The sequence below is a fragment of the Streptomyces brasiliensis genome (genome assembly GCF_014647875.1).
GTDB classification, from domain to species: domain Bacteria; phylum Actinomycetota; class Actinomycetes; order Streptomycetales; family Streptomycetaceae; genus Streptomyces; species Streptomyces brasiliensis.
The window spans coordinates 25,391-51,915 of sequence record NZ_BMQA01000026.1; the positions used below are offsets into that span (position 1 = coordinate 25,391).

Annotated in this window: 23 protein-coding genes and 7 pseudogenes; 13 read left to right on the plus strand and 17 right to left on the minus strand. The window is 69.4% G+C overall.

All coding sequences use genetic code 11. The features are described 5' to 3' along the window. Positions 1 to 195: 195 nt before the first annotated feature. Positions 196 to 369 (plus strand): annotated as a pseudogene (locus IEZ19_RS30175) (ATP-binding domain-containing protein); the annotation flags it as partial. Here the strand turns inward: IEZ19_RS30175 and IEZ19_RS30180 are convergent. After that, positions 315 to 773, minus strand: coding sequence for an ATP-binding protein (locus tag IEZ19_RS30180; protein ID WP_189314492.1), 459 nt, complete (start codon positions 771 to 773; stop codon positions 315 to 317). The pseudogene IEZ19_RS30175 and the gene IEZ19_RS30180 overlap by 55 nt on opposite strands. Before the next feature lie 533 nt (positions 774 to 1,306). Between IEZ19_RS30180 and IEZ19_RS30185 the strand changes: the two genes are divergently transcribed. Both IEZ19_RS30185 and IEZ19_RS30190 read left to right on the plus strand, forming a co-directional pair. Further along, on the plus strand, positions 1,307 to 1,753 hold the full coding sequence (locus IEZ19_RS30185) for a MarR family winged helix-turn-helix transcriptional regulator (RefSeq protein ID WP_189314493.1): 447 nt from the start codon (positions 1,307 to 1,309) through the stop codon (positions 1,751 to 1,753). Then, entirely contained in the window at positions 1,746 to 3,176 is a 1,431-nt protein-coding gene (locus tag IEZ19_RS30190) for an MFS transporter (protein ID WP_189314494.1), read from the plus strand. Before IEZ19_RS30185 ends, IEZ19_RS30190 begins: the two co-directional genes overlap by 8 nt. A 155-nt stretch (positions 3,177 to 3,331) precedes the next feature. On the opposite strand, the pseudogene IEZ19_RS30195 reads toward IEZ19_RS30190, so the two are convergent. The 4 genes and pseudogenes from IEZ19_RS30195 to IEZ19_RS30210 form a co-directional block, all read right to left on the minus strand. Continuing rightward, positions 3,332 to 3,742 (minus strand): annotated as a pseudogene (locus tag IEZ19_RS30195) ((R)-mandelonitrile lyase). 132 nt (positions 3,743 to 3,874) lie between these two features. After that, positions 3,875 to 4,441: pseudogene (locus IEZ19_RS30200) on the minus strand (zinc-binding dehydrogenase); the annotation flags it as partial. A gap of 54 nt (positions 4,442 to 4,495) precedes the next feature. After that, positions 4,496 to 5,053 (minus strand): pyridoxamine 5'-phosphate oxidase family protein, encoded by a 558-nt coding sequence (locus IEZ19_RS30205; RefSeq protein WP_189314495.1) that lies wholly within the window; start codon positions 5,051 to 5,053, stop codon positions 4,496 to 4,498. Between the two features lie 89 nt (positions 5,054 to 5,142). Next, positions 5,143 to 6,864, minus strand: a complete 1,722-nt coding sequence (locus IEZ19_RS30210; RefSeq protein ID WP_189314496.1) for an adenosine deaminase family protein — start codon at positions 6,862 to 6,864, stop codon at positions 5,143 to 5,145. Between IEZ19_RS30210 and IEZ19_RS30215 the strand changes: the two genes are divergently transcribed. Beyond that, entirely contained in the window at positions 6,773 to 7,333 is a 561-nt protein-coding gene (locus tag IEZ19_RS30215) for an SDR family NAD(P)-dependent oxidoreductase (RefSeq protein ID WP_229841027.1), read from the plus strand. The genes IEZ19_RS30210 and IEZ19_RS30215 overlap by 92 nt on opposite strands. Positions 7,334 to 7,390: 57 nt before the next feature. Here the strand turns inward: IEZ19_RS30215 and IEZ19_RS30220 are convergent, their stop codons facing one another. Then, positions 7,391 to 8,668, minus strand: a complete 1,278-nt coding sequence (locus IEZ19_RS30220; protein WP_189314498.1) for a cytochrome P450 family protein — start codon at positions 8,666 to 8,668, stop codon at positions 7,391 to 7,393. A gap of 297 nt (positions 8,669 to 8,965) precedes the next feature. On the opposite strand from IEZ19_RS30220, the gene IEZ19_RS30225 reads away from it, so the two are divergent. The 3 genes and pseudogenes from IEZ19_RS30225 to IEZ19_RS30235 form a co-directional block, all read left to right on the plus strand. Next, positions 8,966 to 10,585: an FAD-dependent monooxygenase gene (locus tag IEZ19_RS30225; protein ID WP_189314499.1), complete on the plus strand. Its 1,620-nt coding sequence runs from the start codon at positions 8,966 to 8,968 to the stop codon at positions 10,583 to 10,585. Between the two features lie 67 nt (positions 10,586 to 10,652). After that, entirely contained in the window at positions 10,653 to 11,765 is a 1,113-nt protein-coding gene (locus tag IEZ19_RS30230; protein ID WP_229841028.1) for an amidohydrolase family protein, read from the plus strand. 26 nt (positions 11,766 to 11,791) lie between these two features. Then, positions 11,792 to 11,875 (plus strand): annotated as a pseudogene (locus tag IEZ19_RS30235) (ion channel); the annotation flags it as partial. Between the two features lie 195 nt (positions 11,876 to 12,070). Here the strand turns inward: IEZ19_RS30235 and fmdA are convergent. The 3 genes from fmdA to IEZ19_RS53675 form a co-directional block, all read right to left on the minus strand. Beyond that, a complete protein-coding gene (gene fmdA / locus IEZ19_RS30240) occupies positions 12,071 to 13,321 on the minus strand; it encodes a formamidase (protein ID WP_189314500.1) in 1,251 nt (416 codons plus the stop codon). Between the two features lie 24 nt (positions 13,322 to 13,345). After that, positions 13,346 to 13,981: an AmiS/UreI family transporter gene (locus IEZ19_RS30245; RefSeq protein ID WP_189314501.1), complete on the minus strand. Its 636-nt coding sequence runs from the start codon at positions 13,979 to 13,981 to the stop codon at positions 13,346 to 13,348. A gap of 81 nt (positions 13,982 to 14,062) precedes the next feature. Further along, the gene (locus IEZ19_RS53675; protein ID WP_373297077.1) at positions 14,063 to 14,410 is read right to left on the minus strand and encodes an FmdB family zinc ribbon protein; all 348 of its coding nucleotides are present in this window, start codon (positions 14,408 to 14,410) and stop codon (positions 14,063 to 14,065) included. A 408-nt stretch (positions 14,411 to 14,818) separates the two neighbouring features. On the opposite strand from IEZ19_RS53675, the gene IEZ19_RS30255 reads away from it, so the two are divergent. After that, positions 14,819 to 15,241, plus strand: coding sequence for a hypothetical protein (locus IEZ19_RS30255; RefSeq protein ID WP_189314559.1), 423 nt, complete (start codon positions 14,819 to 14,821; stop codon positions 15,239 to 15,241). Positions 15,242 to 15,424: 183 nt separating this feature from the next. Here the strand turns inward: IEZ19_RS30255 and IEZ19_RS30260 are convergent, their stop codons facing one another. From IEZ19_RS30260 to IEZ19_RS30275, 4 genes are all read right to left on the minus strand, one after another. Beyond that, entirely contained in the window at positions 15,425 to 16,570 is a 1,146-nt protein-coding gene (locus IEZ19_RS30260; RefSeq protein ID WP_189314560.1) for an RNA polymerase sigma factor, read from the minus strand. Between the two features lie 8 nt (positions 16,571 to 16,578). Next, positions 16,579 to 16,986, minus strand: coding sequence for a YciI family protein (locus tag IEZ19_RS30265; protein ID WP_189314503.1), 408 nt, complete (start codon positions 16,984 to 16,986; stop codon positions 16,579 to 16,581). 224 nt (positions 16,987 to 17,210) lie between these two features. Next, positions 17,211 to 18,728 (minus strand): MFS transporter, encoded by a 1,518-nt coding sequence (locus IEZ19_RS30270; RefSeq protein ID WP_229841029.1) that lies wholly within the window; start codon positions 18,726 to 18,728, stop codon positions 17,211 to 17,213. A 242-nt stretch (positions 18,729 to 18,970) separates the two neighbouring features. After that, positions 18,971 to 19,669 (minus strand): histidine phosphatase family protein, encoded by a 699-nt coding sequence (locus IEZ19_RS30275; RefSeq protein WP_189314505.1) that lies wholly within the window; start codon positions 19,667 to 19,669, stop codon positions 18,971 to 18,973. A 504-nt stretch (positions 19,670 to 20,173) separates the two neighbouring features. Here IEZ19_RS30275 and IEZ19_RS53140 point away from each other — a divergent pair. Further along, positions 20,174 to 20,520 (plus strand): annotated as a pseudogene (locus IEZ19_RS53140) (SDR family NAD(P)-dependent oxidoreductase); the annotation flags it as partial. Positions 20,521 to 20,658: 138 nt separating this feature from the next. Here the strand turns inward: IEZ19_RS53140 and IEZ19_RS30285 are convergent. Beyond that, the gene (locus IEZ19_RS30285; RefSeq protein ID WP_229841035.1) at positions 20,659 to 21,840 is read right to left on the minus strand and encodes a cytochrome P450; all 1,182 of its coding nucleotides are present in this window, start codon (positions 21,838 to 21,840) and stop codon (positions 20,659 to 20,661) included. Positions 21,841 to 22,154: 314 nt separating this feature from the next. Between IEZ19_RS30285 and IEZ19_RS53680 the strand changes: the two are divergent. Next, positions 22,155 to 22,496, plus strand: a pseudogene (locus IEZ19_RS53680) (alpha-L-rhamnosidase-related protein); the annotation flags it as partial. Between the two features lie 254 nt (positions 22,497 to 22,750). On the opposite strand, the gene IEZ19_RS30295 reads toward IEZ19_RS53680, so the two are convergent. Continuing rightward, entirely contained in the window at positions 22,751 to 23,257 is a 507-nt protein-coding gene (locus IEZ19_RS30295) for an HIT family protein (protein ID WP_189314507.1), read from the minus strand. A gap of 168 nt (positions 23,258 to 23,425) precedes the next feature. Here IEZ19_RS30295 and IEZ19_RS30300 point away from each other — a divergent pair, with 168 nt between their 5' ends. Next, entirely contained in the window at positions 23,426 to 24,001 is a 576-nt protein-coding gene (locus IEZ19_RS30300) for a flavoprotein (RefSeq protein ID WP_189314508.1), read from the plus strand. Here the strand turns inward: IEZ19_RS30300 and IEZ19_RS51180 are convergent. Both IEZ19_RS51180 and IEZ19_RS51185 read right to left on the minus strand, forming a co-directional pair. Then, a complete protein-coding gene (locus tag IEZ19_RS51180) occupies positions 23,985 to 24,293 on the minus strand; it encodes a helix-turn-helix transcriptional regulator (RefSeq protein ID WP_229841036.1) in 309 nt (102 codons plus the stop codon). The genes IEZ19_RS30300 and IEZ19_RS51180 overlap by 17 nt on opposite strands. 22 nt (positions 24,294 to 24,315) lie before the next feature. Continuing rightward, on the minus strand, positions 24,316 to 24,552 hold the full coding sequence (locus IEZ19_RS51185) for a hypothetical protein (RefSeq protein WP_229841040.1): 237 nt from the start codon (positions 24,550 to 24,552) through the stop codon (positions 24,316 to 24,318). A gap of 47 nt (positions 24,553 to 24,599) precedes the next feature. On the opposite strand from IEZ19_RS51185, the pseudogene IEZ19_RS30310 reads away from it, so the two are divergent. Beyond that, positions 24,600 to 24,761, plus strand: a pseudogene (locus IEZ19_RS30310) (cytochrome P450); the annotation flags it as partial. 433 nt (positions 24,762 to 25,194) lie between these two features. Beyond that, the gene (locus IEZ19_RS30315; protein ID WP_229841041.1) at positions 25,195 to 26,343 is read left to right on the plus strand and encodes a LacI family DNA-binding transcriptional regulator; all 1,149 of its coding nucleotides are present in this window, start codon (positions 25,195 to 25,197) and stop codon (positions 26,341 to 26,343) included. The last annotated feature ends 182 nt before the right edge of the window (positions 26,344 to 26,525 follow it).

Below are 26,525 nucleotides of genomic sequence, written 5' to 3' on the forward strand. Positions count from 1 at the left end.
CGGGTACCGAAGCGACCTCCGGGTGGTCCTGTGCGGCACAGGCAGAAAAGGCGTCGGTGCGGGTAAGGAGCTGACAGCGCGGTCCGGTTCTCCGCCCGGCAGCTCGGCCGGCCGGTCACCTCACCGGCCTGACCCGGCGGGTATCCGCGCCCGGCCGCTCGATCCCTCGCTTGCGCCGAGTCCAGGGCAGGGGAACGACCCTTGCCGCGGGTCCGTTCGCTGACCCCGGAGCTGTCGAAGGGTCTCGAGTTCGACCTGGTCGTCCTCGTCGAGCCGAAGGCGTTCGGGGAGGGCATCGAGGGGGCGGTCGACCGCTATGTCGCGATGACCCGCGCGACCGGGGAACTCGTGGTCCTGACTGGTTCCTGACGCAGATTTCCTGACGCCGCTATCGAAATGAGATCCGATGCCGCGGCGGCGTCCAGCAGGGATCGTGTGGCCGCGGCCAGCGCCCGCTCGTCCACGACGGTGCCGACGCTCGCGGTGAGCAGCGTCGCCTCTGCCGCCGCTCGCTGGGGGCCCGGCAGGTCGGCCACCTGTTGGGCAAGTGGTCGCAGCAGGTCGGCCAGGGCCGCCAGCGCCAATGACGATTCCGACTCCGCCGGCGCGCACGTCAGGACCAGCCAGCCATCTTGTCGTGCTCTGTCCACCAGTTCGCGCCAGATGGCACTCTTGCCTATCCCGGCCGGCCCTGTGAGAAGCACTGGATCGCCTTGGACGAGCGACTCCCACGCCTGCTCCAGCAAGGCGTCCCGACCGAACACCGAAGCCACGAGCCCAGCATAGTGTTCGGCGCCCTCTCGGAGGCGCCGCCCCGGTACGCGGAGACGTGTCCGGCTCACCGTCCGCCACGGGGCGGCCGTGCGGGCCGCAGCCCTCGACGAGTCGGTGCGACCGGTCACATCAGGTCGGACGGCATAGCACCGGATCGCCACCGTCTGCCGCGGGCGCCGGTGTTGCTCGACCACGGCCGTCAACTCCCGACCCAGACACCCGTACAGGGCCACCGCGGTCCTGTCGAAGGCCACGCCGTCGATCAAGCCGCCGGCCCGGAGCGGGCCGCTTTGATCGCGGCGCCGCAGCGTGCGCACCGGGAAGGTGACACCCGAGCGCGTCTACGCGGTCACTGGCCTCAGCGCGCACCAGACCATGATCCCGGACACTCCGTGAACGCAACGGAGCCAGCCTGTCGACCAGCGCTGCCGACTGCCCCTTCCGCGTTCCAAGCCGGACGGCAGTCATCACACAGCTCATATTGTACAGGTAAAACTGGACAGCTAAAACTGTAGAAGATAGCCTGGCCGGCATGAGCGAGAACCCGAGCCTGTCGCCTTCGGCGGTTCAGGCGTCGCGCGAGGTCCGTGCGGTCATCAGCCGCCTGCGGCGCCGCATCCTGAACGCCTCCGAGGCCGAAGACATCACCTTGGGCCAGGCGTCCGTCCTGGCCCGCCTGTCCGGCAAGGGGGGCGTCACGGCCAGTGAGCTCGCCTCCGCCGAAGGGGTGCGGCACCAGTCGATGACGGCGACGGTCGCCTCTCTTGCCCAGATGGGCCTGGTGGAGCGGAGCCCCGACCCGGACGACGGGCGGCGCCTGCTCATCGCGCTGACCGCGGAGGGCCACCGCCGGGTGGAGGAGGGGCGGCAGGCCCGGACGGAATGGCTCGCCGCCCGCTTGCAGGACAAGTGCACGGAAGAAGAACGCCGGACTGTGCTCGCCGCCATGGCCGTACTGCAACGGCTGACCCATGACTGAGGCGAAGACGGACGCCCCGCGGGAGACGGACAAGCCGGGTTTCGACCGGCGGCTGCTGCCGCCGATGATGCTGGGCTCGGTCCTGAACCCGATCAACTCGACGATCATCTCCGTCGCGCTCGTACCCATCGGCGAAGCCCTGGGCGCGCCCGCCTCACAGACCGCGTGGCTGGTCTCCGCCCTCTACCTGGCCACCGCGCTCGGACAGCCGGTCGTGGGGCGGCTCATCGACATCTTCGGACCGCGCAGGCTCTTCCTCCTCAGCACGGGCCTCGTCGGCGTCGCCGGCGTCGTCGGCACCCTGGCACCGAACCTGGCGGTGCTGATCGTCGCGCGCGTCCTGCTCGGGTTCGGCACCTGCGCCGGTTATCCCGCCGCGATGGCACTGGTGCGCAGCGAGGCCAAGCGCACCGGACGGGACAGTCCCGGCGGGGTCCTGACCGCCCTGGCGGTCACCAACCAGACCATCGCCGTCATCGGCCCGCTGCTGGGCGGCCTGCTGATCGCGGCGGGCGGCTGGCGCGCCACCTTCGCGCTGAACGTGCCGCTGGCCGTGGCGTCCGTACTGCTGGGGCTGTGGCGGCTGCCCAAGTCGGCGGAGACGGGCGAGTCCACGCCGCGTGGGCGCCTGGCCCCTCTGATCGACCTGCCGGGCATGGGCCTGTTCGCGGCGATGCTCATCTCGCTGCTGCTGTTCCTGATGAACCTTCACCTGCGCAACTGGTATCTGCTGGTGATCGTCGCCGTCGCGGGAACCGCGTTCGCGACGCGGGAGTTGCGGGCCGCCACCCCCTTCATCGACCTGCGGGTACTCGGCGGCAACACACCACTTCTGATCACCTACGGTCGCACGCTCGTCGCCTATGTCGTCGCCTACTCCTTCCTCTACGGCTTCAGCCAGTGGACCGAAGAAGGCTACGGACTGACGCCGTTCCACGCCGGGCTGGTGCAGATACCCATGTTCCTCTTGGCGATCGGTGTCTCGATCGTCTTCGGGCGGCGCAAGAGCGTGCGTGGGAAGCTGCTGGCCGGCGCGGTAGGACAGATCATCGCCTGCCTGGTGATCCTGACGCTCACCGGGAACAGCCCCCTGTGGACGCTGATCCTCGTCGCTCTCATCTTCGGCGTCCCGCAGGGGCTGAACAACCTGGCCCTCCAGAACTCCGTCTACTTCCAGGCCGATCCCGAGCGCACCGCATCCTCGGCCGGGCTGCTGCGCACCTTCGCCTACATCGGCTCGATGATCGCCTCCTCCGCGACCGCCGCGTCCTTCGGGCAACGCGCCGACACCGGCGGTATGCACCAGCTCGCCTGGGTCATGCTCGGCGCCGGCCTGCTCTACCTCCTGGTGACCGTCTTCGACCGCACGCTCGGCCGTGCGGCGACACCAGACGCCCAGGCAGCGCAGCAGACCTCGGATTAGCCCCAGGTAACCGTCCTCGTACGGCGTGGCGAGGTCACCACCGTCGACGACTGGGCGCCCACCCTCGACGCCGCCGCCTGAACGCTCGCAAGCGGCGACGCCGTCAGGGGCCAGGACACGGTCGTAAGCGGCGTTGGGTTGAGCCGGGACGGGTGTCAGTCGACGGCCGGGGCGCCGGCGTACTCCTCCTCGGTGACGGGAGTCAGCCAGTGCACGACATCGTGATCGGCATCGCTCTCGTTGATGGCCAGGTGGACCATCAGCCGGTTCGGCGCGGCGCCGTGCCAGTGCTCCTCGTCGGCCTCGAACAGAACGCGGTCGCCGGGACGGATGACTTCGATCGGCCCGCCCCGGCGCCGGCACAGGCCGACCCCCTCGGTGACGAAGACGGTCTGGCTCAGCGGGTGGCGGTGCCAGTGGGTGCGCGCGCCCGGCATGAAGCGCACCAGGTTGGCGCTGACGCGGGACGGCGCGGGTGCGGCGGCGACGGCGTCGATGTAGACATCGCCGGTGAATTAGTCGGCGGGACCCTTGACGGTGTTGATCGAGCTTCGGGTGATGTGCAAGGTCGTAGTTTCTCTGTGAACGTCGCGGATCGGTGAGCACGGCCGAGTGCCGCTCTCCTGCAAGAACGCGAGGGCGACGGCACGTCCCGGACGATGCCGGGCATCGGCAGAGGCGCGGCATGGGGTCAGGGGTCAGGGCTTGAGGAGTGTTTTGATGGCGAGGCGCTCGTCCATGGCCTTGTAACCCTGTGCGACCTGCTCCAGGGGCAAGGTGAGGTCGAAGACCCTGCCCGGGTTGATCCGGCCCGACAGGACGCGGCCGACCAGGTCGGGCAGGTAGCGGCGCACGGGGGCGGGGCCGCCGCGCAGGCCGACGTGCGAGAGGAACAGCTCCCGGCCGTCGATCCGCACCTCGTGGGGGACGCCGACGAAGCCGACGTTGCCGCCCGGCCGCGCCGAGTGCAGGGCCTGCTGCATGGCCTGGGCGGTACCGACGCATTCCAGCACCGCATCGGCGCCGATCCCGTCGGTGAGGTCCTTGATCCGGGCGACGCCTTCCTCGCCACGCTCGGTGACGATGTCGGTGGCACCGAACTCCCGGGCGAGCTGCCGGCGGCTCTCATGGCGGCTCATCGCGATGATCCGCTCCGCTCCCATCTCCTTCGCGGCGATCACCGCGCACAGCCCGACCGCCCCGTCGCCGACCACCACGGCGGTGGAGCCGGGCCTGACCTCGGCGGCTTCGGCGGCGTACCATCCGGGCTCATGGCCGGGACGCCGGCGGCGTACGGCCTCGCGGGGACGCGCGGCTGCTCAGAACGTCCACCGTGTGTGGGTGTAGACGCCACCGTCTCGGCCGAAGCCGTACGCCGTGGCTGGTGCCAGGGCGAAGACGACCACGTCCCCTTTCCGGAACGCATCCCCGATCCCGTGGAAGGTGCCCCCGGGTGAGGTGATGTGCGCCCCGTACTTCGCCTCGTACGCCGCGATCACCTCCTCCAGTACCGCCGGATCGGCAACGGGCTCCGCCGTGCCCTCGACGACGAGATCGAGCCCTTCCGTGAGCGAGTTCCCTCCAGTGGTCAGCGCGCAGTGTGCGTCATGAGCGAGGTTCCGCGCCTTCTGCTCCGCCGGGCCGGTGGAGAAGTACAGCACCCCGTCGTGCCAGGCGGCGATGACGGGCGTGACGTGGAGCCGGCCGTCGGGCCGCACCGTGGACGCCCAGAAGATCTCGGCGGCCTCCAACTGCCGTTGGGCCTCGGCCCATTCGGTGGCGGTGACGTCCCTGGCACCCGGGCGGGGATTCAGCGCGGAACTGTAGCGGGTGTCGAGTTCGGCCGTGGGCTGCTTCACGGGACCCTGTGTCGGCATGGCGGATCTCCTTCCTCGTTTCCCGATAACGACCGGCAGCAGACGCAGAAGTCACCGCCGGGCCCGTTCGTGTTTGCCTGTACACGCTTTCAGTTCCCCCTGCCGAAGGCTCGCTCGAAGGCGAGGAAGGCTGTTTCCTGTCGCCACTCCGCCCGGGCCTTGGGGCTGTTGGCCAGCAGACGGCGGCACTCCGGGCGGGGCTCGGGGGATCCCGGCCGGGCTGTGCGGCAGGCGCTGACCGGGCGGTACCCGTCACGGGTCGGGTTGCCGCGCCACAGGCTCTGGCCGGGCAGGAAGGCGTACTCGAGAGAGGCTCGGGCGAGGTTCTTCAGGGTGGGGTAGGTCAGGCCGTAGGTCTCGGCGGCGTACGCGTACTGCCGGGTGATGTCGGTGCGGCTTACACCCGGGTCGTCGGTGGCCAGTACGACGGGTACGCCGAAGCGGCGGTACGTGTTGAAGGGGTGGTCGGCGCCCTTGACGCCGAGGATCTGGGCGTTGCTGGTGAACGGCACCTCGACGGCGATCTCGCGGGCGGCCATGGTGTGGGCGGTGTCCTGCCAGTTGTCCTCGTGGACGAGGTCGACGCCGTGGCCGATGCGTTCGGCGCCCGCGACGCTGACGGCCTGCCTGATGTGGAACTTGAGGTCTTCCGGTTTGACCAGGCCCGGCCACAACTCGCCCGCGTGCAGGGTGACGTGAGCGCGCGGATAGACGCCGTGCAGGTACTTCACCATGCGCATCTGCAGTTGGTAGTCGGCAAGGGCACGCTCACCGTCCTCCGGCTGGACCAGGTTCACGGCGACGAACCGGTCGTCGCGCTCGGCCAGCCGCATTCCCAGGGCGAGTTGGGTGAAGACCTGTTCGGGCACGCTGCCCCGTGAGCCCTGTGAGATCCACCGGACCTCCAGCGCGCAGCCCGGGTGGGCGCGGTCCGTACCGCAGCGTGCGGTGGCGCGGAATTCGGCTTCGGCCTTGTCGGCCTCCTGGCGGGCCTGGGTGACCAGGCGGTCCAGCTTGCCCCCGGCGACGAGTTCGCCGTGCAGGCGCGCGAGGTCGTCGTCCCAGCCGACTTCGGTGGCCAGCTTCTTGGCACCGTCGGAGGCCGGAGTGGTCATCGTCTCGAGGTAGAACTGGTTCTGCTCCGCCGCCGTGTCGGCGACCTCGGCGAGCAGCTTGCCCGGATGCCGCCAGGTCACCTCGCCGAACTTGCCGAAGGTGGCGAAGAAGTGGTCATGGCCGTTGCCGCCTGCGGGAAAGTCCTGCATGGACCATGCCCGTACGATCGCGTCGCGGAATGCGGGGTCGGTGCCGGCTTCGGCGGCGGGGCGGGTACCGGGGCCGCACGGTGGGGCGACGGCGGTCATCGTGCTGGTCTCGATGCACAGCCCGTCCTCGGCGGCGAGCTGGATCAGATACTCGGTCGTCACCGCCCCGGAGAGGTGGTTGTGCAGGTCGCCGCCCTTGGGCAGCCGCTCCATGAAACGGTGCAGCAGCTGCGGGTTGTGCCGGACGGCCTCCAGATATGCGGCCGTACCCGTCTCAGGTCCCGGCAGGGACGGCGGCGCGGCGCGGTGCGCGCGGGCCGCCGGGGGAGTGCTCGCTGCGGCGGCGGGCAGTGCGGACAGCGCGGGCAGTACGGCGAACAGGCCGAGGCCACAGGCGGTCAGGGCCCTTTGTCCCCGAGTGTGGGCGATGGCCGCCGTCCGTGATCCGGCGAGCGTGACCGATGACGGTCTCACTCCGCTGCGTCTGGACGTCACCAAGCCCGAGGAGGTCGCCGCGGCAGCCGCTGCCGCGGGTGACGTGACCATTGTGATCAACAACGCCGGTGTCGGAGGTTTCAGCACCAAGCTTCTGTCCGGTGCCTTCGACGGCGCGCGCGAGGCGATGGAGATCAACTACTTCGGTACCTGGGCCGTCGCCCGGGCCTTCGCCCCCATCCTGGCCCGTAACGGCGGCGGCGCACTGGTCAACATGCTGTCGGCGGCCTCCTGGGCCGCGCGGCCGGAGTACCCCGGATATGCGGCCTCCAAGGCGGCGCAGTGGTCGTTGACGGGCGCACTGCGGGAGGGCCTGCGCGAACAGGGGACGCTCGTGATCGGCGTCCACGCCGGTTTCGTGGAGACGGATCTCGCCTCGTTCGTGGCCGCACCGAAGACCGATGCGGCCGACGTCGCGGAACAGACCATGGAGGCACTGGCGAACGACCGGGTCGAAGTCCTCGCCGACGAGCGGACCCGGCAGATCAAGAACGCCTTGTCGCAGCCGCTCGAACAGTGAGGCGACACCGGCCTCGTCCGAGTGGGACGGGCCACCACCAGCGGACACCCCTGACGGTCAGTTGCCGAGACGCCGGGACGGGTCGAGGGCGACCGGCAGCTTCTCCAGGCCTCGGAAGGCGGGGAACGGAACCTTGAGCCATTCCGCTTCCTGTGCCGGAATCGCCAGGTCGATGGCGGGGAACCGCGTGAAGAGCGTGGTCAGGGCGAGCTGCATCTCCATCCTGGCCAGCGGCGCGCCCAGGCAGTAGTGCGGACCGCTGCCGAAGCCGAGATGAGCGCTCTGCACGCCCGGTCGCCGCACGTCGAAGTTGTCGGGGCACTCGAACTTCTCCGGATCCCGGTTGGCGGAGGCCACCGCGATCTGGACCAGTGCGCCCTTGGGAATGGTCGTGCCTCGGATGGTGATGTCCTCGAGCGCGTGCCGGAACGTCGCGTTCTCGACGGAGCCCTCGTAACGAATGATTTCTTCGATCGCGTTCGCGAGCAGGTCCGGGTCGGTCAGGACCTGCCGCAACTGGTCCCGGTGGGTCAGCAGGTTGAGGACGGCGTTGCCGATGAGGTACGCCGTCGTCTTGTGGCCGGCGAAGCTCAGCACCCAGAGGGTCGACAGGAGTTCGCCGTCGTTCATCGCTCCTTGCTCGTCCTGGGTGCGGATCAGGGCACCGACCAGATCGTCCGACGGTGTCTTGCGCTTGCGCGCGATGAGTTCGGCGAAGTAGTCGCGCAATGCTCCCTCGGCCACGGCAAGGCGTTCCTTGTCCTGCTTGCTGAACCCGGTACGCGCCACGACGGCGCACCACTTCTGCACGTCGCTCCGTTCGTCCTCGGGAATGCCGAGGAGTTCACAGATGACAATGAGCGGCAGCGGAAAGGCGAACTTTTCCAGCAGATCGACGGGTTCGCGTGTGGAACAGCCGTCCAGCAGTTCGTCGCTGATCTTCTGAATACGCGGACGCAAGGACTCGATACGGCGTGGTGTGAACGCACTGTTGATGATGCGTCGCAGTCGCGTGTGCTTCGGCGGGTCCGAGAAGAGCATGTTGTCGTCGAGCGCGATGGACGAGTCACCGAAAATGGTGTGGTACTGATCGATTGCCTCGTACATGTCCTTGCTGATGCGCGGATCCGTCAAAGCCGCCTTCGCGTCGTCGTACCTCGTGATCAGGTACGTCTCCACTCCGTGCGGGGGCGACAGACGGCATACGGGGGCCGATTCACGCAGGCAGGCATACACGGGATAGGGGTTGGCACGGTAGGGAGCGGCACCGCGCGAGGCCGCCGCGACCGCCTGTTCCGTTGATTCCAGACCGTCCCGCTCGTCGAGCTGTGTCATGTTCTGCCGATCCTTTCCTTGGCCGGAAGGCGCCCGCCGCGGCCATGGGACAGCGCACCACCCATGAGATTCGCATCGCTATTCCCCTGCCGGCTCCCGGAGATAAACCCGGTTCGCCCGGGTGGGGGGCCGGCATGGGCCACATGCGGGGTTGCGGCGGGGCCGTTCGGGTCAGTGCTGCATATGGTCCGCCGACGCGTGGAACAGCACTCGGGAGTCATGAGCGGCCCTCGGCCGCCGCGTTGATCGATCTGCTGAACCGTTATTGGTGTGCTGACCGCAGAGGGAGAACAGGGCATGAACGAGCGCGGCGACGACTGCGTACCCGTCTTGGTGGTGGGGGGCTCACTCGTGGGCCTGTCCGCGTCCGTCTTCCTCGGGCGTCTCGGCGTCCGACATCGTGTCGTCGAGCGCCATGCGGCCACATCGGCACACCCGCGCGGTCGCGGCAACAACATGCGCACCATGGAGATCTTCCGTACCGCGGGTCTTGAGCCCGGCATCCGGAAAGCCGCTGCCACGCTGTCGAAGAACCATGGAATTCTGCAGGTCGACAACCTGCGGGGGGAAAGCCGGCGTTGGCTTTCGGCGCGGATGACGGGCAGGCCGCCGGAGGCCGACGTGTGCTCGACCGTCCGGTGCGCCTGCAGCCAGAACGACCTGGAACCCGTACTGCTGGAGGGCGCGCGCGATCTGGGTGGGGAGGTGCGTTTCAGCACGGAACTGCTGTCCTTCACCCAGGACGAGCACTCTGTGCGGGCGGTCCTGCAGGACCGTAAGTCGGGCGAGGTCTCCACCGTGACGGCGGACTACCTCTTCGCCGCCGACGGCCCCCGCAGCCCCGTACGCCAGCGACTGGGCATCGAACACTCGGGATCGGGCGACCTGTTCCACAACATCAGCGTCACCTTCCGCAGCAAGAGACTGCGCGATATCGCCGGGGAGGACCTCTTCGTCGTCTGTTACGTCACCGACTCCTCGGGCGAGGGAGTGCTCCTGCCCGTCGACAACGAGGAGCAGTGGGTCTTCCATCTGCCATGGTTCCCCGAACGCGGACAGACCTTGGAGTACTTCACCGACGACCGCTGCATCGAGCACATCCGGGCAGCGGCCGGCGTGCGGGACCTGGACGTCGAGATCACCGGACGGGCGCCGTGGCACGCGGCGGACCGGGTGGCGAACTCCTACCGTGCCGGGCGCGTCTTCCTCATGGGCGACTCCGCACACGAGATGCCGCCGACCGGCGCTTTCGGCTCCAACACCGGGATCCAGGACGCGCACAACCTGGCCTGGAAGGTCGCCGCCGTGCTGCGCGGCTGGGCCGGCCCCGCCCTGCTCGACAGCTACGAGACCGAACGCCGCCCGGTGGCGCGGTCGACCAGCGCACGCGCGACGGAGCAGGCGGCCAGGGAACAACACCCCGGCTACTCCGCCAGGTCGGCAACGAACAACTCCACCGACCTGATGACCACGGCGCTCGGATACCGATACGTCTCGAGTGTGGTGATCGGTGCGCCTGCCGGGGAGCCCGTCATCCCGGACAGCCTGGACCTGCAGGCCGACCCCGGTACCCGCGCACCGCACATGTGGGTCGCCCGCGAGGGAGAAAAGCTCTCCACCATCGACCTGTACGAACGGTCCTTCGTCCTGCTCTGCGGGCGTCAGGACTGGTGCGGCGCCGCCCGGACGGTGGCGGCGAAGCTGGATGTACCGCTCGACGCCTACACCGTCGGCGAAGGTGCGGGATTCGACCTGGACACCGCTGACGGCGCGGACTGGGCGTCGGTGCACGGCACGACACCGGACGGTGCGGTCCTCGTACGGCCGGACGGCTACGTGGCCTGGCGGGACCGCGAAGCGCCGTCCGATCCGGAGAAGTCCCTGACCGACGCGCTTCTCGGAGTTCTCGGGCGCTGACCGCACAGAGCCCCGGAAGCATCAAAACCCCCTCACACGACCAACGATCACAGGACGGAATCACCCCATGGCGGGACTGCAGATAGCCGAAGGCGTAGCCACAGCGGCCGACACGGAGAACAGCGAAGGCATGACTCCGGCGGTGGCCGACACCGAGAACACCGGCTCGGCGGACGGTGACGCGCGCCGGGCACGCGTGGACGTGCACCACCACTACACGGCGCCGGAATGGATCGACTGGGCCGAGGACAAAGACATAGCGAATCGCCGCGCCCTGCCGCCCTGGACACGGTGGGACGTCGACACCGCTCTGGCGGTCATGGATCAGGCGGGCATCCGCACCAGCGTGCTCACCGTCGCCATGCTGGGCCGTCTGCAGGACCCGAAGTTGCGCAAGGAGAGCGCCCGCGTAGCGCTGAGCGCCGCCGCCGATCTGGTCAAGAGCCACCCCGACCGCTTCGCGTTCTACGTCCCTGTCTTCCTGGACGACCCGGGGCTGGCGAGCTGGTCGCTCACCTACGGCATGGACGAGCTGGGTGCGATCGGAGCCAGCGTACGCACCAGCGTGAACGGCACCTATCTGGGGGACCCGTCGCAGGACAGGGTTCTGGCGGAACTCAACGCACGCTCGGCCGTGGTCAGCACGCACCCGATGGAGGTGCCCCAGAAAGGCCCGGGGCTGGAGGGTGTCCCGCCGTTCCTGTGCGACTTCCTGATGGACACCACGTGCGCGGCCATCAATCTCATCCTCAACGGGACCCTGGACCGCTACCCGGACCTCTCCTTCATCCTGCCGCACGGCGGCGGCTTCCTGCCCTACATCGCAAGCCGCGTCGAGCTGTTCGGCGGTCATCTGACCCCGAAGGTGGACCCCGCTCGGGTCCGCGACTACCTGCACCGCTTCTACTACGACACGGCCGGCCCCATGTCCTCCGCCGCCACGCCGACCCTGCTGTCCGTTGTGGACTCGTCCCGGATCCTGTACGGCAGCGACTGGCCCCCCACACCGTCGCATCTGGTCACGGGGGTCACCGCACCCGCACTGGACAACGACCCCGCCCTCGACGAGGAGCAGCGTCGCCGCATCAACTGCGACAACGCCCACCGCCTGCTGCCGGCCCTGACGGCGGCTGCGCCCGGCGGCCGGAACCGTGCGGGGGCGCACTCGGCCGCCGGCTGACGTACGCCGTCCGTCAGCGGCCGGGACTGTGGTGGTCGATCGAGACCGCGACGACCGTCGGGTACGGCGACTTCAGTCCCGTGACCCTCAGCGGCCGTATCGTCGGCGCGCAGGGTGTGGCCGTTGAGTGCGGTGCGAGGAGATCAACGGCACATCAACTCCCCGGGCTGCTGGGAGCTGCACGACGTGATGGTCCGCAGCGCGTGCGCTCGCCGCCGTGGACCTGCGACGGTCCCGCAGGCATTGGCCGGTGGGACCGTCGTTGCGATGACGGCTGGCTGCTTGCCGGGGGCCCGGCCGTGCGGTCAGGCGGTGGCCACCGCGCACTTGCCACGCTCGGCCTTCACCGGTCCGGCTGCGGTGGGCCGGACGTCGAAGTCGAACATGGCGGTGGGCACGTAGAGCGAGCAGCAGGCGTTGGGGATGTCCACGATGCCGCTGATGCGCCCCTCGATGGGGGCGGAGCCGAGCAGCAGGTAAGCCTGTTCACCGCTGTAACCGAACTTCTTGAAGTACTCGATGGCGTTGAGGCAGGCCCGGCGGTAGGCCAGCGTCGCGTCCATGTAGAAGTTGGTGTCCGTGTCGTGGTCGACGGAGACTCCGATGAAACTCATGTACTCCGTGTAGCGCGGCTCGACGTTGCCGGGCATGAACACCGGGTTGGTGGAGATGCCGTACGTCTCCATGCCGCCCTTGATGAGGTCGACATGGAAGTCGATGAAGCCGCCCATCTCGATGGCCCCGCAGAAGCTGATCTCTCCGTCGCCCTGGCTGAAGTGCAGGTCGCCCGCGGAGAGCTTGGCATCCTCGACGTACACGGGGAAGAAGGCCCGCGAGCCACGGGTCATGTTCTTGATGTCCTGGTTGCCTCCGTTCTCACGGGCCGGGACCGTGCGTGCGCCCTCCGCGCCGATGCGCGTGGCGAGGTCTCCGGTGGCCGTGCCGGCGAGTGCGTGGTTGGTGTCCGGGGTGAGCGCGAGGGGCGGGACCCGGTTCGGGTCGGTGTCGATCAGCGCCTTCTCACGGGCGTTCCAGCGAGTGAGCATCTCGGCGGAGGGGGCCGTCCCGAACAGTCCGGGGTGGGTGATGCCGGTGTAGCGGATCCCGGGCAGGTGCCGGGACATGGCCTGCTGTCCGTGAAGGTCCCAGATCGCCTTGTATGCGTCGGGGAAGTAGTCGGTCAGGAAGCCGCCGCCGTTGGCCTTGGCGAAGATGCCGGTGTAGCCCCAGCCCTGGCCGGCTGCGTCGCCGGTCTGCTGGGGGACGGGGCCGAGGTCGAGTATGTCGACGACGAGCAGGTCGCCTGGTTCGGCGCCCTCCACGCCTATCGGGCCGCTGAGCATATGAGGGATGGTCAGGTCGATGTCGCGTACGTCGTTGGCGGTGTCGTTGTTGCCGACCTGGCAGTCGGTCCAGTCACGGGTTTCCAAGCGGAACTCGGTTCCGGGCCGCACCATCGTGACGGCGGGGATGTCCGGGTGCCACCTGTTGTGTCCGGGGACATCCTGGTCGCGCATCGACTTGCTCTGGTCCACATGGAAGATGACTTCGGGCATGGCAATTCCTTGCGTCTGATCCGGTTAGGTGGGGGCGCTCACGCTTCCGGCGGCCGGGCCCGCACGGGTCGGTTGCCGAGACCTGGTGAGCGGCCACAGCGCCGCGAACACCACGACGCCGAAGGCGCCCAGGGCGATGGCGATCTCTGTGGTGTGCTTCCAGTAGCCGGACAGCAGCAGCGCCGCGGGGATCACACCGGTGACCCAGCCCTCGATCGCTGTCACCCAGCCGACATAGGTGTTGAGCTCCGTCCTCTTGAGACCGAGCACCACGAAGAACAAGGCCCACAGGAAAGCCCAGTAGAGCCAGATCACCCCGAACGGGTAGTCCTTGAAGAGGTGGAAATTGACGAACGAATAGCCCAGGGCCGCGATCGCCACGAACAGGGAGTAGTAGCCGGCGCCGTTATTGTCGATGTTGGCGAGCAGGACGATTCCCACGTACAGGTAGGTGAATCCGAACAGGTAGATCCCGGATGCGGCCAGAATCTTGCCCTGGTCACCGTTTGCCGTGAAGATGAGGTAGGTCGGCGTCAGCACTTGGAGCGCGCCTACGAAGAGGTTGAACACGGCTGCGGACTTGGCGTCGACTTTCCCCAGCAGCAACAGCCCGTTCATGAACAGCACGGCACCGACGAAGAGGAGTCCCACGTTCGCCACGGGGACGCACCTCCTAAGTCCACGCGGGGGACGGAGTTGTCGAAATCCGCCTGAGACCTTCTGCCTCGTCGACCACCGTCCTCAGGGTCGCGGCAACCGCGAAAGAGCGGGGTGCGGGCGCGGTGGCACCCTTCTGCCCGGCGGCACCTCGGAAACGAGTGCCGGGGCCTCACGCGACTGCTCCTCGCGTTCACGGAGGGCGGAGACCGTGGGCGAACTCAGCGTCAGGCCGGGCGAGGAGTACACGCGTCTGGCAGGGGCTGCGCAAACGGGGCAGCCGTGGACGGTGGGCGCAGTCCCGATCGCCAACTTCACGTCGAAAGACCCACAACGGCTGCACAGATATTCATAGGTTGCCATCAGCAGCCTCCGGGCGCCGGTGGACGCACGCTGGTCAACCTTGAAATATGACGCGGCGCACATACACATCCGCGGCGCAAATATTTCCTCCCTTTCAAGGAGACGACTCGTCCATGCGCGTGTCAAGTCGCGCAATCCAGCCCCCGGAGACCCCTGGTACCCGCGGTCACCCGGAGCACCTGGGCGTCGACGACGGTGCGCGCGTCGGGACGGAAGCGCGCTCCGGACCGTCGCCGTCACGGGTTATCGGCCGCGGACAAAAAGCGGCGGCAGAATCCGCGGAAGATCCGTCCTCGCCCGACTGTGAGCCTGCCGTACCTGGTGTGAGCCGATTCACGCCGTATTCGCTGGACGGCGCAATCGGCGGGCTTTAGCGTTCTTGAATAGTTTGATTTTTAATTACGCGACGGAAGTAGTGCCGCGTATACTGCTTCGCGGGTAAAACAAGGTGAACGGGAAGGTGGATCAGTGAGCAGCATGGACGCCGTGTGGGTACGGGGCGTGAACGGCATTCAGATGCATCACGTGACCGATCTTCAGGACGCCGGCAGATTTCTCGGCAACGCAGCGATGGCACTCCGGGCCGCGCACGTCAGGACCGGCGCCGACCGGTACGACGGACTCGCCACCGAACTCGCCGCCCTGCTCCGGCGGGTGCGGGAGTTGGAGGACGAGGCGCGGTCAAGCATGCACGAACTGCACTCCACCGACCCCGAGCGGTTCGCCCGCTGCCGGGACGGTCACGAGCCGTGGCCCGGTGAGATCCCGGCGGGGTTCATTCCCCGCCACACCTGCAAGGACGAGTGCCTGTACCACGACCGCAACGTCCTCGAAGCGATCATGCAGTGCACCTGCGGTCGGCCACCGTGCCGGGCGTGTGAGATCGGCGGACAACTCTGACGCGCTGAGGGCTCGTACGGGTCGAACAGGCGCCCTCCGGCAGGCGTTACCGGCTCTTCGCGGCTCAGCCTTCCCCGTCGGCAGCGCCCGTGCAGTCGGTCTCGACCTGCCGGCCACCGTGAGGCGACCTCTCTGGCCCATGAGGCCGCGCCGAGTGCTGCGGGAAGATCCGGGTGTGAGCCGTCACTGACGCCGGCGGGCGTTGAGGCGGGCGGCCTGGCGTGTCAGGTGGTCGCGTTCGGCCAGGTTGGTTGCCTTCTGGGCCGCATCGGCGTACAGCCGTGCGGCTGTCGCCAGGTCGCCGTCGCGCTCGTGGAGGTATGCCGTCACCGCGGCGTGGCGGGGCAGTGAGTCGTCCAGCGCCGCGAGCGCCGCCAGCCCGGCGCGCGGTCCGTCGGCCTCGCCGACGGCCACCGCCCGGTTGAGCCGGACGACCGGACTGTCGGTCAGGCGCGCGAGCTCGTCGTACCACTCGACGATCTGCACCCAGTCGGTCTCCTCGGCGGTGGGTGCGTCGGCGTGGAGTGCGGCGATGGCGGCCTGGGCCTGGAACTCGCCCAGCCGGTCGCGGGTGAGAGCGGCCTGCAAGATCTCGACGCCCTCGGCGATCGAATCGGTGTCCCACCGGGCACGGTCCTGCTCGGCGAGCGGAACCAGGCTGCCGTCGGGCGCGGTACGGCTGGCGCGCCGGGCGTGGTGGAGCAGCATGAGGGCGAGCAGCCCCGCCACCTCGGGGTGGTCGATCGCCGCCGCGAGCTGCCGGGTGAGCCGGATGGCCTCGGCGGCGAGGTCGATGTCGCCGGAGTAGCCCTCGTTGAAGACCAGGTAGAGGACGCGCAGTACGGTGGCGACGTCGCCGGGCTGGTCGAACCGTACGCCGGAGACGATGCGCTTGGCCCGGCTGATGCGCTGCGCCATCGTCGCCTCGGGCACCAGGTAGGCCTGGGCGATCTGGCGGGTGGTCAGCCCGCCGACGGCGCGCAGCGTGAGCGCGACCGCGGATGACGGCGTCAGCGACGGGTGGGCGCACAGGAAGTAGAGCTGAAGCGTGTCGTCCACCCCGCGGGCGGGCCCGGGCGCCGGCTCCTCGTCGACGAGGTCCTCACGTCGGCGGCGTGCGGCGTCCGCCCGGATCGCGTCGAGGAACCGGCGCCAGGCCACGGCGACGAGCCAGCCCTTCGGGTCCCGCGGGGGGTCGGCCGGCCAGACGCGGATCGCCTCGACCAGTGCGTCCTGCACGGCGTCCTCGGCCGCCGCGAAGTCGGCTCCGCGGCGGACGAGGATGGCGAGAACGCCCGGCGTGAGGCTCCGGAGCAGGGCCTCGTTCATCGATGACGTCACTCCGTGATGGTGGGCGGCGCGGCCAGGAACGGGCGCAGCTCGAGCCACTCGTGGATCGGCTTGCCGCCCGCACCGGGGGCGGCCGACAGTTCCCCTGCCAGTTCGACGGCGCGCTCGTAGCTGTCGACGTCGATCACCATCCAGCCGGCGATAAGGTCCTTGGTCTCGGCGAACGGGCCGTCGGTGACCGGCGGGCGCCCCTCACCGTCGTACCGGACCCACATCCCCTCGGGGGCGAGCGCCTGACCGTCGACGAACTCGCCGGTCTTCTCGAGCCGGGCCGCGAAGTCGTTCATGTACTGGACGTGCGCCGAGATCTCCTCCGGCGTCCACTGGTCCATGGGCACGTCGTTGACCGCGGCCGGGGCGCCGCGGTAGTGCTTCAGCAGCAGGTACTTGGCCATCGTGCTTCTCCTCGGTGCTGGTGCGACCATTGTGGTCGCGTTCACCTCGGGGACGGAGCCGGTCACGGGTTCTCGACATCGCCGTCGGACCTTTTTTGGGCTCTTGTGGATGAGCCCGGGCGAGTCGTCTCGTGGTGTCCGGGTCCACGGTGTGCGTCGCCGCGCGCGTGGCGTGGCGCGGCCGGCTCGCCAAGAACGCACGCCGCGCCCCGCCCACGGGCCGGTCAGGTCTGCCGGGCGTGCATCGGGCTGTGGGCGATCTCGTCCGGGCACTCCCGGCGCGGTCGGCGCATACGCCGGTCGCGTTGCCAGTCGAACGCTGCGAGGGCCAGGGAGGCCACCATGCCCACGAGGGCGGCGCTCAGCGCGGTGACGAGAGCGGTTCGGTAGTCGTCGTTCCTGCCGAGCACGAGGTAGAAGAGGCCGGGCAGGGCGGCGGTGCCCACCGCGGCGCCGAGCCGCTGCCCGGTCTGGAGGGCGCCGCCCGCCGCGCCCGCCATCCGTACGGGCACGTCCCGCAGGGTCATGGTGATGTTGGGGGAGACCACGAAACCCCCGCCGATGCCGCCCAGGAACAGGACCGGCGCGGCTGCCCAGGGAGCGATGTCGAGAGGCGCGAGGCCGATCAGCAGCGCGGTGCCGCCCATGCCTACGATCACGCCCACGAGGCCGCACACCGTGAGCAGCCGGCCGAGCCGGTCCACCAGCCGGCCGGCAACCGCGGCCGCGCCTGCCGAGCCGACGGCGAACGGCGTCACGGCGAGGCCGGATTCGAGCGGGGAGAAGCCGAGGCCGTGCTGGTAGAAGAGGGCGAAGACGAGCCAGACGCCGCTGAAGCCGATGAAGTAGAGCGTGCCGACGCCGGCGCCGATGGCGTAGCCGCGCACGGTGGTGAACAGGCGGGGGTCGAGCAGCGGCTGGGCGCCCCGGCCGACGAGACGCAGCTGCCACCGGGCGAAGCCGACGAGGATCAGGACGCCGACGACGAACAGCCACCACATGCGGCCGATTCCGCCGGAGTCGGCCTGGACCAGCGGATACATGACCGCGAACACGCCGATGCCGAGGAGCAGGACGCCCGGCAGGTCCACGTGTCCCCGGCCGGACCGCCCGACGCGGGGCAGCAGGTGGCGGCCGAGCAGGATGGCGAGGATGCCGATGGGGACGTTGACGTAGAAGATCCATCGCCAGCCCTCGGCACCGGAGGCCAGGGCGAGGATGGCTCCGCCGGTGATGGGCCCGGCGGCGGAGGAGATACCGACGGTCGCGCCGAAGAACCCGAAGGCACGACCGCGTTCGGCACCGCGGAACATCTGCTGGATGAACGCGGAGTTCTGGGGGGCCATGAAGCCGGCCGCCAGGCCCTGGGCGAGGCGGGCCACCACCAGCAGCATGATGTCGGGGGCCGCTCCGCAGGCCGCGCTGCAGATCACGAAGCCGCTGAGGGCCAGCAGGAAAATGCGGCGCCGGTCCAGGGCGTCGCCGAGGTGCCCGGCGGTGACGAGGGCCAGGGCGAAGGTCAGGGCGTATCCGGACACCACCCACTGCACCTGAGCGGGGGAGGCGTTCAGGTCGCGCTGGATCGTGGGCAGGGCGACAGCGACGATCGTCACGTCGAGCAGGCTCATGAACCCGGCCACCAGGGTGACCCACAGGGCCCTCCACCGGTGCGGATCCGGCTCGTATCCGGCTTCCTGAGGACCCGCACCCCGACCGCCTGCCGCCGACGTCGACGCTGTCACATGGGCTCCTCTCACCACCGCCGCACCCGAACGAACCAAGTTCCCCACCGGGACTCGGGCACACACCGCGGCCGGTAACCGGAACATTTCCACGCAAGACCCGCGTGGACCCGATCACTGAGGGGGAGTCCTTCCTGGTGACCTGGGAGGTCCGGGGACATCGGCGCTCCGGACGGCGGCGAGGACGCCGTTGCCGCTGCCTGGTGGAAGTGTTCTGCGAGGAGGAATCCTCTGGTCAGCGCCTACCCGCAGCTGGGCGCAGATCGTTTCCCGGGAGGAAGTCGATCGTTGCCCGCCGACCAGCTGGGCCGACGCGGTCTGATCACCATCGGCGGTACATGCGTCGCTGACCCCGAGGGGAACCATCGCTGGGCCTCTGCGGGACGGCCGTGGCCGAGCCGGACGTCCCAGCAGCCGTCTCGCAAAGTGAGGGAGACCGCGGACAGGGGCGGGACGGCGATATGCCAGAAGGCTCGTGCCGGTACGGCCAGAGCATGAACGAGCGCCGCCCGGACAACTGCCGCTTCGGTGATGGCCACTGCTTGGCCCCTGTCGGGCGGAACGCTGCGCAACCAGTCCGCGGTCCGGCGGCAGAGCCGGCGTACGGACTCACCCTCGTGTGGTGCGGCATCCGGGTCGGTGAGCCAGGCGGTGAACCCGTCGGGGTCGGTTGCGGCGACCTCGTCGACGGTACGACCGCACCATTGGCCGAGGTCGAGATCGCGCAGCGCAGGCTCGGACGCTGCCACCAGCCCGAGGGCGTCGGCGGTCTGCGAGCAACGTATCGAGGGCGCTCGGACGGCCAGGTCGTAGGGAGGGAGTGCTGTTCCCGCGGCGCCTGCCACATGCACGCTGCGCTCGCTCAGGGGGGCGTCACCGAGGACTGGATCCTGGGTGGCGTCACCCCCGGGAGCACACAGAAACGTCAGGCGGATGGTCATGACACCGACCTCCTTCTTGGCCCGGCACGACTCCGAATGGTGTGAGGCCGGCGACGATCACACGGTCAGTGGGGCCGTGCGGTGGCGGCGGACGGCGGACGGGATGCACTCCAGTGGGCCGTGCCGGTAGATCCGGGTCCAGGGCCGTGACCATGGCCAGGATCGCAAGGGCGGACCGCCGCCAGTAGTGGCTCATGCTTCAGGGTCGGTGAAGGCCTCCGGCCGAAACATCCGTCAGGTGTCCGGAACCACCCCGCCGACCGGCTGATGCAGACCTGCCACCCGTCGGAGCCCTCGAGGCCGGGACGCGGCCCGCCCGCGGAACTCCGTACGACGTGCCGGCCTGAGCAGGGCTGGACCATCGGAGAGGATCGTGCAAGAGAGGGCGACGATGGTTCTGTCATTCCCACTGGTCAGAGCGATTGAATGGTCTCGCCGATTCTTCAGCCGAGCAGGAAAGTGCCTGTCCGACCGCGCTCCCACCACATCGCGAAGGGGCACAGCATGAAGACGGTTCCGATCACTGGTACCTCATCCGGATACGGGCGGGAGACCGCCCGCCATTTCCACTCGCAGGGGTGGAACGTCATCGCCACGATGCGGGCCCCGCGTGCGGGCGTCCTGCCCGAGGGATGGCCACGACGCAGGCGGTGCTGCCCCAGTTCCGCGAGCGCGGCTCCGGCGTGGTGGTCGACGTGACCTCCAGCGTGGTGCTGGGGCACATGCCGCTCTCGGCCGTCTACAAGGCGAGCAAGACGGCCATCGAGGGGTTCACCGCCTCCCTCGCGCTCGAGCTCGAGCCGATTGCCTGCCTGTCGACGAACTTCGCGGCCAGGGCGACGGACGCCGGGCCGCTGGAGGACGGAGGTTCCACCGGAGCCCCGGGCCTGGAGAGGGCACAGCGTGCGTGTCGGCAGAGGCAGGACCGCCGACACGCACGTCTGTGACCACGAGACCCGTGGGGGATGCCCGGCATGAGACCTGTGCGCCTACCAGGTCACGGGCAGCTCGAGCGGGAAGCGCCGGATGGTTTCCGTGTCCCAGCGCACGTCCTCCGGCGGTACCGTCAGCCGCAACTCCGGGAACCGCTCCACGAGTCGCCCGATGGCCACTTCCAGCTCCGCCATGGCCAGCGGCACGGCGATGCACAGGTGTCCGCCCCAGCCGAAGGTCATGTGCGGCGCGGGGGGCCGGTCCGGGTCGATGACATCCGGGTCCAGGTAGCGCTCCGGGTCGCGGTTCGCCGTCAGGTACGACACATGGACGAAGTCACCCGCCCTGATCCGTACACCGTCCATCTCCACGTCCTCCAGTGCCACCCGCGGAATGCCGACCCCCTTGCGGAAGGGGATGAAGCGGAGCAGCTCGTTCAGGACGGCCGTGAGTGTTTCCGGCCGGGTTCTGAGGTGCTTCACCAGCTCGGGCCGGGTCAGGAGGAGGTACGAGATGTCGCTGATCTGGCAGGTGGCGGTGTCGATTCCGCTGAGCATCAGGGTCAGCGCCAGGACCGCCAGCTCCTGGTCGTCGAATGCGTCCTCGCCGTCCTTGGCGGCGGCCAAGGCGCTGATCAGATCGTTTCCCGGGGAACTTCGCCGATTTTCGATCAGTTCGCCGAAGTACGTCCGCAGCTCGGACTTCGCGGCCGCGGCGGTCCGACGGCTGTCCGCACCGGTGGAGAGCAGTTGATGCACGTACTGCTCCATCCGGGGCCATTCGTCCGGGACGATCCCGAGCACGTCGAAGATGGTGTGCTGCGGAAGCCGGTTCGACAGATGGCGAACCAGATCCGCCGGCGGCCCCTGCTCGGCCATCTCGTCGAGCAGGGTGTCCGCGAGCCGGGCGATCCTCCGCCGCATCCGCTCCACGTGCCCCTTGGTGAAAGCCTGCGACGCCAGGCGTCGTAGTCGAGTGCTGTGCGGTGGATCCATGACGTTGATCGACTCCGGGGAGACGATCGGCTCCGGCGTCAGCCGCGGATAGTCGGTACCGATGATCCCCGCACGGCTGAATCGCTGGTCGGTGGTCACCTGCCGTACCGCGTCGAACCCGGTGACCAGCCAGGCGTCGGCATCGCCGTACGGCAGCCGGATCCGGGTGATGGAATCGCGGGCCATGAGTGCCGCGAGCGAGGGATCGAACTCCAGGCCCTTGCTGAAGTCGAACGGGCACATGATTGCTTTGCTGCTTGGGGGCATCGCGCAGTTCTCCAGTTCAACGCGCAGTTCTCCGGTTCAAGCCGCCTTCACTGGTTCATGCATATGTCACTTCCGGGGTCCGCAGCCGCCGGGATGCCTCCACATGCACTATTCGGCCCCCGCCGCAGAGGCCCCCGGAGGGCGAACGGGCGGGGCTCGGGAGGCCTCTCCGTTCCTGGGCGGCCCCTTGGCGGGATTCACTCTCGGCCCGCGCTTCCATGCCTCCTCCAGCGGGATGCTGAGCACGCACAGGATCCGAGTGGACCGCGCCTGAATCGTTTCGAGTCGAATTGACCCCTGGCGTCGCGCGTCGGATCGCCAAGGGGTCACGGCATGTCCGCCAGTGGGACGACACAGCGAGCAAGGGGAGCGACCATGCCTGGAGACCGGGACCGCAGAACATTTCTGCGCACCACGGCAGGGACGGCGAGGACCGGCAGGTCCGCCCTCGCTGCCCCGACTCCCGCCCGGGGGCGACCGCAAGCCCGCGGAACAGCGGGGGCCTGTGCATCGCTCATCTACCCGAGTCCGGGCACTGGTACGACAACGGCGCGGACACCATATGGGAGATGTGGCCACTCGACTCGCGCTCCCGCGGCCACTGCTTCCAGGGCGCCGTCGCCCAGTGGCTCTACGAGAACGTGGCCGGACTGCGGCCAGGGGAGGCCGGCTACGCCACGTTCGCCGTCCGGCCCGATGCCCGGACCGGTGTGGACTGGGCACGGGCAAACACCTGTGCGCGGAAACCGACCTCGTGGTCCACCGGGTGCCACAGGAACCCGCCGCTTCACCGGCCGGGCCTGAGCTCCTGCGGCCCCACAGCTCTCGGCCCCTCGACGGACAGCCGGAATCCGCCGAAGGCGACGACCGGCCGCACCCGCCCCGGTCATCCGGAACGTGCGGTCCGGTGTGGGGCTTTCCCGGTGTTCATGGCTTCACGAAGGCGTGTGGCCAGATCGGCTGCCTCCTGCGGTGACACGGACAGTACGCCGTGTTCGGTCATCAGGGCGTGCAACTGCTGTTGCGCGTAGGGGACTCCGGGCGGCAGTCCGGCGATGTGCCAGTGCAGGTGTGCGTTGCCTTGCAGACTTCCGAGGGAGTACAGGTACGTCCGCTCGACGTCGAGTACCGCCTCGACGGCCAGTGCGACCTGCCGCACGACCAGCATGAGTCCGGCATAGGCCGCTTCGTCCAGGTCACGGACGACGTGCTCGACATGCGCCTTCGGCGCGACGAGGACCTTCCCCGGCACGGTGGGCCATTTGTCGAGGAACGCCACGTGGTCGTCGTCCTCGAAGACCGTCTCGTGCCGGTAGTCCGGGTGCCCGGCCAGGAAAGCGCAGACGAAACATGGGCCGCACCGAGCCCGGGCCGCGTAAGCCTCATGATCCATGTCCCGCCGATCCACCGACATCCGCTCTCCTCGCTCCGGATGGACGGTTCACCGGTGGCCCGGACGGCACGCGCCGGGCCACATCCGTCCTCGAAAGTGGCACAGGATGTCACCCTCTCGGGTGCGGACCGTTGTTCCACGCGTGGAAGGGAAGCGCACTCTTTGCGTATGAACAGCAAAGACACCATGGCTTTCGGGGGCCGTCTCCTCATCGGTGCCACCGGTTCGGCCGCCGTGGCCACGCTTCCGGCGTACATCAACGCACTGCGGACCACGTTCACCGGGACCGTCACGGTGATGATGACCCACACAGCTGCCGCGTTTCTGCCGCCCAGCACTGTCGGGCTCTTCGCGGACCGAGTGGTGACCAGCGACGCGCCGTCCACCTGGGCGCGGCAGAACCATTCCACGCTCGCCGAGGAGCACGACATGATGGCCGTCCTGCCGGCCACCGCGCACATCCTCTCTGCCGTGGCGACGGGCGCCGCGCCGAACATGCTCGCCGCCACGGTGCTGACGGCGACCTTCCCTGTGGTCTTCTTCCCCGTGATGAGTGGCGAAATGTGGGCGAAACCTGCCGTCAGCCGCAATGTCCAGCAGCTGACGAGCGACGGGTACCGGGTTGTCGATCCGCCTTGGGGCCAGCGGTACGACGTCGCGTTCGGCGACTTCGTGAAGGCGCCGATGCCGCCTGCTCCGCCACAGTTCGTCGACGTGGTGAGAGAACTCATGCCGATTCGGTGAGACGGCGCCCGTCGTCCAGGGGACCAGGGCGGCCCGCGAGGGCCACCGGCGTGACCGACCGGTAGGCACCCGGCGTCATCCCCGTCACCCTGCGAAAGGCGCGGTGGAACTGAGCCTCGCCGCCGAATCCGCAGGCGCGGGCCACCACCCCGAGCGGCCGCTCCGGCGCCGCGCGCGGCAGCTGCCGGGCCCGCGCCACGCGTGCCTCGCGGATGAGGCCGGTGAGCGTCTCTCCGTGCGCGGCCAGGGTGCGGAAGAGCGTTCTGCGTGAAAACCCGCAGCCGGCCGCCACGGCATCGGCGTCCAGGTGCGGCTCATGGGCATGCCGCGTGATGAAGCGGTGGACGCGCTCGCGCTGGAGCGCGGGACGCGGCCCAGCTCAGTGCCGTGTCCAGCAGGCCGATCGCGTGCGGCACCATGCTCGCGGCCGTGCCCGGGGCGAAGTCCCGCTGCCGGTGCAGGCCCACGAGGAAGTCGCTGACCAGGCGGCCGGGTCCCGAGGCCGCCAAGGCCACCGCTGCCGCCTCGGCGGGAGAGCAGTGTGGCAGCACGGCTCTGGGCACCTTCACCACCTGTTGGGAGAGGGCGCCGGTGAAAGGGCGCCCTGCTGGCCAAGGCCGAGGTCGAGACCGGGGTAGGCCAACTCCTCCACGCCATGCCCGGCATTCGGCTGGCGGACGGCTACGACCCGGTGGAACAAGGCGTGTTCACCCGCGGCCCGGAGTCCCTGCCGGTCGTCTTCACACCGGTCGCGGACTGAATCCCCGACCTGGCGCCCGAGGCGCAGCCGGCCGCACGACGCCCTCACCGCACCTCGGGTTCCAGGCTCCCTTCCGGGACGTGTCGCTCACTGCACCACCGGCGTGAACTCGACCGGCAGCGCGGTCGGTCCACGCATCCAGATCACGGGCGTCAGGTCGGCTCCGGAACCCGAGATGCGCGGCGTTGTCGGCGCAGACGTGCGACTCGGGCCGGATCTGCGGATCGGTGTCGACCACGTCGGCCCCGGTCGTCGCGGGATGATCAGGACGACTCCCCGCTGAGTGTCCGGGGACCGGAGTGGCCGACCGCCCCGTACTTCCTGAGCCCCGGGGACGGGAGCCCGCTCCGGCACCGACCTCGACCGCCCATGCCCCCGGTTCTCGCCCGCATCGTCGTGCGGACTCGACAGCCCTCGTATGAACGATAAAATCGTGGCTCCCAGCGTGGGCGAGGGAGAGAACGTGACAGCCGGTTTCCGCGACGCACATCCGTCGCCTGCGCAGTCGGTGACCATTTCGGACGTTGCCGAGGCGGCGGGCGTGTCCCGGCAGACGGTCTCCAACGTGCTCAATGCACCGGACCGTGTGCGCGCCGAGACGCGGGAGCGGGTCACGCGGGCCATCGCCGACCTCGGCTACCACCCCAACCACATGGCGCGCTCGCTGCGGGCGAGTTCGCCTCGCATGATCGGCTGCCGCATCCTGCCGGTGCACGCGGAGACGGTTGCGGCCATCCAGGACCGGTTCCTGCACGCGCTGGCCGAAGCGGGCCAGGAGTGCGGCCACCACGTGTTGCTGTTCACGGCCGCGGATGCCGCCGCGGAGAGCGAGTGGTGCACGGTCCTGTGGCGTACGGGGGCCGTGAGCGGTGTGGTGCTCTACGACATCACCCCTGACGATCCTCGGCCGGAGCGGCTCACTGCGGCCGGGGTGCCGTTCACGGCCTTCGGACGTACGGCGGCGGACACGGAACGCTACAGCTGGGCCGACGTCGACAACGCGGCGGGAACCGCCTCGGCCGTCGACCACCTGGTCGCCGCCGGTCACCGGCGCATCGGCTTCCTGGGCTGGCCCGAGGGGTCCAGCGTCGGCGATGCGCGGGCGCACGGCTGGCTGATGGCCATGGACCGGCACGGCCTGCTCGCCGGCAGTCACCGACTGGACATACGGGGCGACGACACGACGACGAGCGGTACCCGGCTGATGAAGGAGCTTCTGGACAGGCCGGGCCCGCCGACCGCCGTCGTCGCGGCGACCGACACGCTCGCGGTGGGAGCGCTCCACACCGTGCGCGACCGAGGGCTGGAGCCCGGACGGGACGTCGCTGTGGTGGGCTTCGACGACTCCCCGGCGGCTGCGGCGCTGGGTCTGTCGAGCGTCCGTCAGCCGATCGAGGAGGTGGGTCGGCTCGTGATGGCGGAGGTGCTGCGGCTGACCGACCGGACCCTCGGTCCGAACGGCGAACCGCCTGCGGAGCCTCTGCACCGGCTCCTGGCGCCCGAGTTGGTCGTACGTGCGAGTTCCGCGCCGCCGCAGGGCCTGATTCCGGCCGGTGTGGAGGCCCGCTCTCTCAGCCGCTAGTGCTGTGGCCGGGAAGGTTTGCCGGGAAGCTCGCGGCGTCCGGTGCGGTGCATCGCAAGGCGGAGCGTCACCCGCGTACTGGATGTACTCGGGTGAGGCGACAACGCCGCGAGGTGCCGTGCCGGGCGTCGCGAGCCGGTGAACCTTTCCGGTCACAGCAGTAGCGGTCCGGCGCGCCCGGC

Bases quoted from the DNA above. Each gene is read 5' to 3' on its own strand.
- IEZ19_RS30185 (WP_189314493.1), top strand. From the start codon at position 1,307: ATGAGCGAGAACCCGAGCCTGTCGCCTTCGGCGGTTCAGGCGTCGCGC.
- IEZ19_RS30190 (WP_189314494.1), top strand. From the start codon at position 1,746: ATGACTGAGGCGAAGACGGACGCCCCGCGGGAGACGGACAAGCCGGGT.
- IEZ19_RS30205 (WP_189314495.1), bottom strand. From the start codon at position 5,053: ATGCCGACACAGGGTCCCGTGAAGCAGCCCACGGCCGAACTCGACACC.
- IEZ19_RS30210 (WP_189314496.1), bottom strand. From the start codon at position 6,864: ATGGTCACGTCACCCGCGGCAGCGGCTGCCGCGGCGACCTCCTCGGGC.
- IEZ19_RS30220 (WP_189314498.1), bottom strand. From the start codon at position 8,668: ATGACACAGCTCGACGAGCGGGACGGTCTGGAATCAACGGAACAGGCG.
- IEZ19_RS30225 (WP_189314499.1), top strand. From the start codon at position 8,966: ATGAACGAGCGCGGCGACGACTGCGTACCCGTCTTGGTGGTGGGGGGC.
- IEZ19_RS30230 (WP_229841028.1), top strand. From the start codon at position 10,653: ATGGCGGGACTGCAGATAGCCGAAGGCGTAGCCACAGCGGCCGACACG.
- fmdA (WP_189314500.1), bottom strand. From the start codon at position 13,321: ATGCCCGAAGTCATCTTCCATGTGGACCAGAGCAAGTCGATGCGCGAC.
- IEZ19_RS53675 (WP_373297077.1), bottom strand. From the start codon at position 14,410: ATGTGTATGTGCGCCGCGTCATATTTCAAGGTTGACCAGCGTGCGTCC.
- IEZ19_RS30255 (WP_189314559.1), top strand. From the start codon at position 14,819: ATGGACGCCGTGTGGGTACGGGGCGTGAACGGCATTCAGATGCATCAC.
- IEZ19_RS30260 (WP_189314560.1), bottom strand. From the start codon at position 16,570: ATGAACGAGGCCCTGCTCCGGAGCCTCACGCCGGGCGTTCTCGCCATC.
- IEZ19_RS30265 (WP_189314503.1), bottom strand. From the start codon at position 16,986: ATGGCCAAGTACCTGCTGCTGAAGCACTACCGCGGCGCCCCGGCCGCG.
- IEZ19_RS30275 (WP_189314505.1), bottom strand. From the start codon at position 19,669: ATGACCATCCGCCTGACGTTTCTGTGTGCTCCCGGGGGTGACGCCACC.
- IEZ19_RS30285 (WP_229841035.1), bottom strand. From the start codon at position 21,840: ATGTGCCCGTTCGACTTCAGCAAGGGCCTGGAGTTCGATCCCTCGCTC.
- IEZ19_RS30295 (WP_189314507.1), bottom strand. From the start codon at position 23,257: ATGGATCATGAGGCTTACGCGGCCCGGGCTCGGTGCGGCCCATGTTTC.
- IEZ19_RS30300 (WP_189314508.1), top strand. From the start codon at position 23,426: ATGAACAGCAAAGACACCATGGCTTTCGGGGGCCGTCTCCTCATCGGT.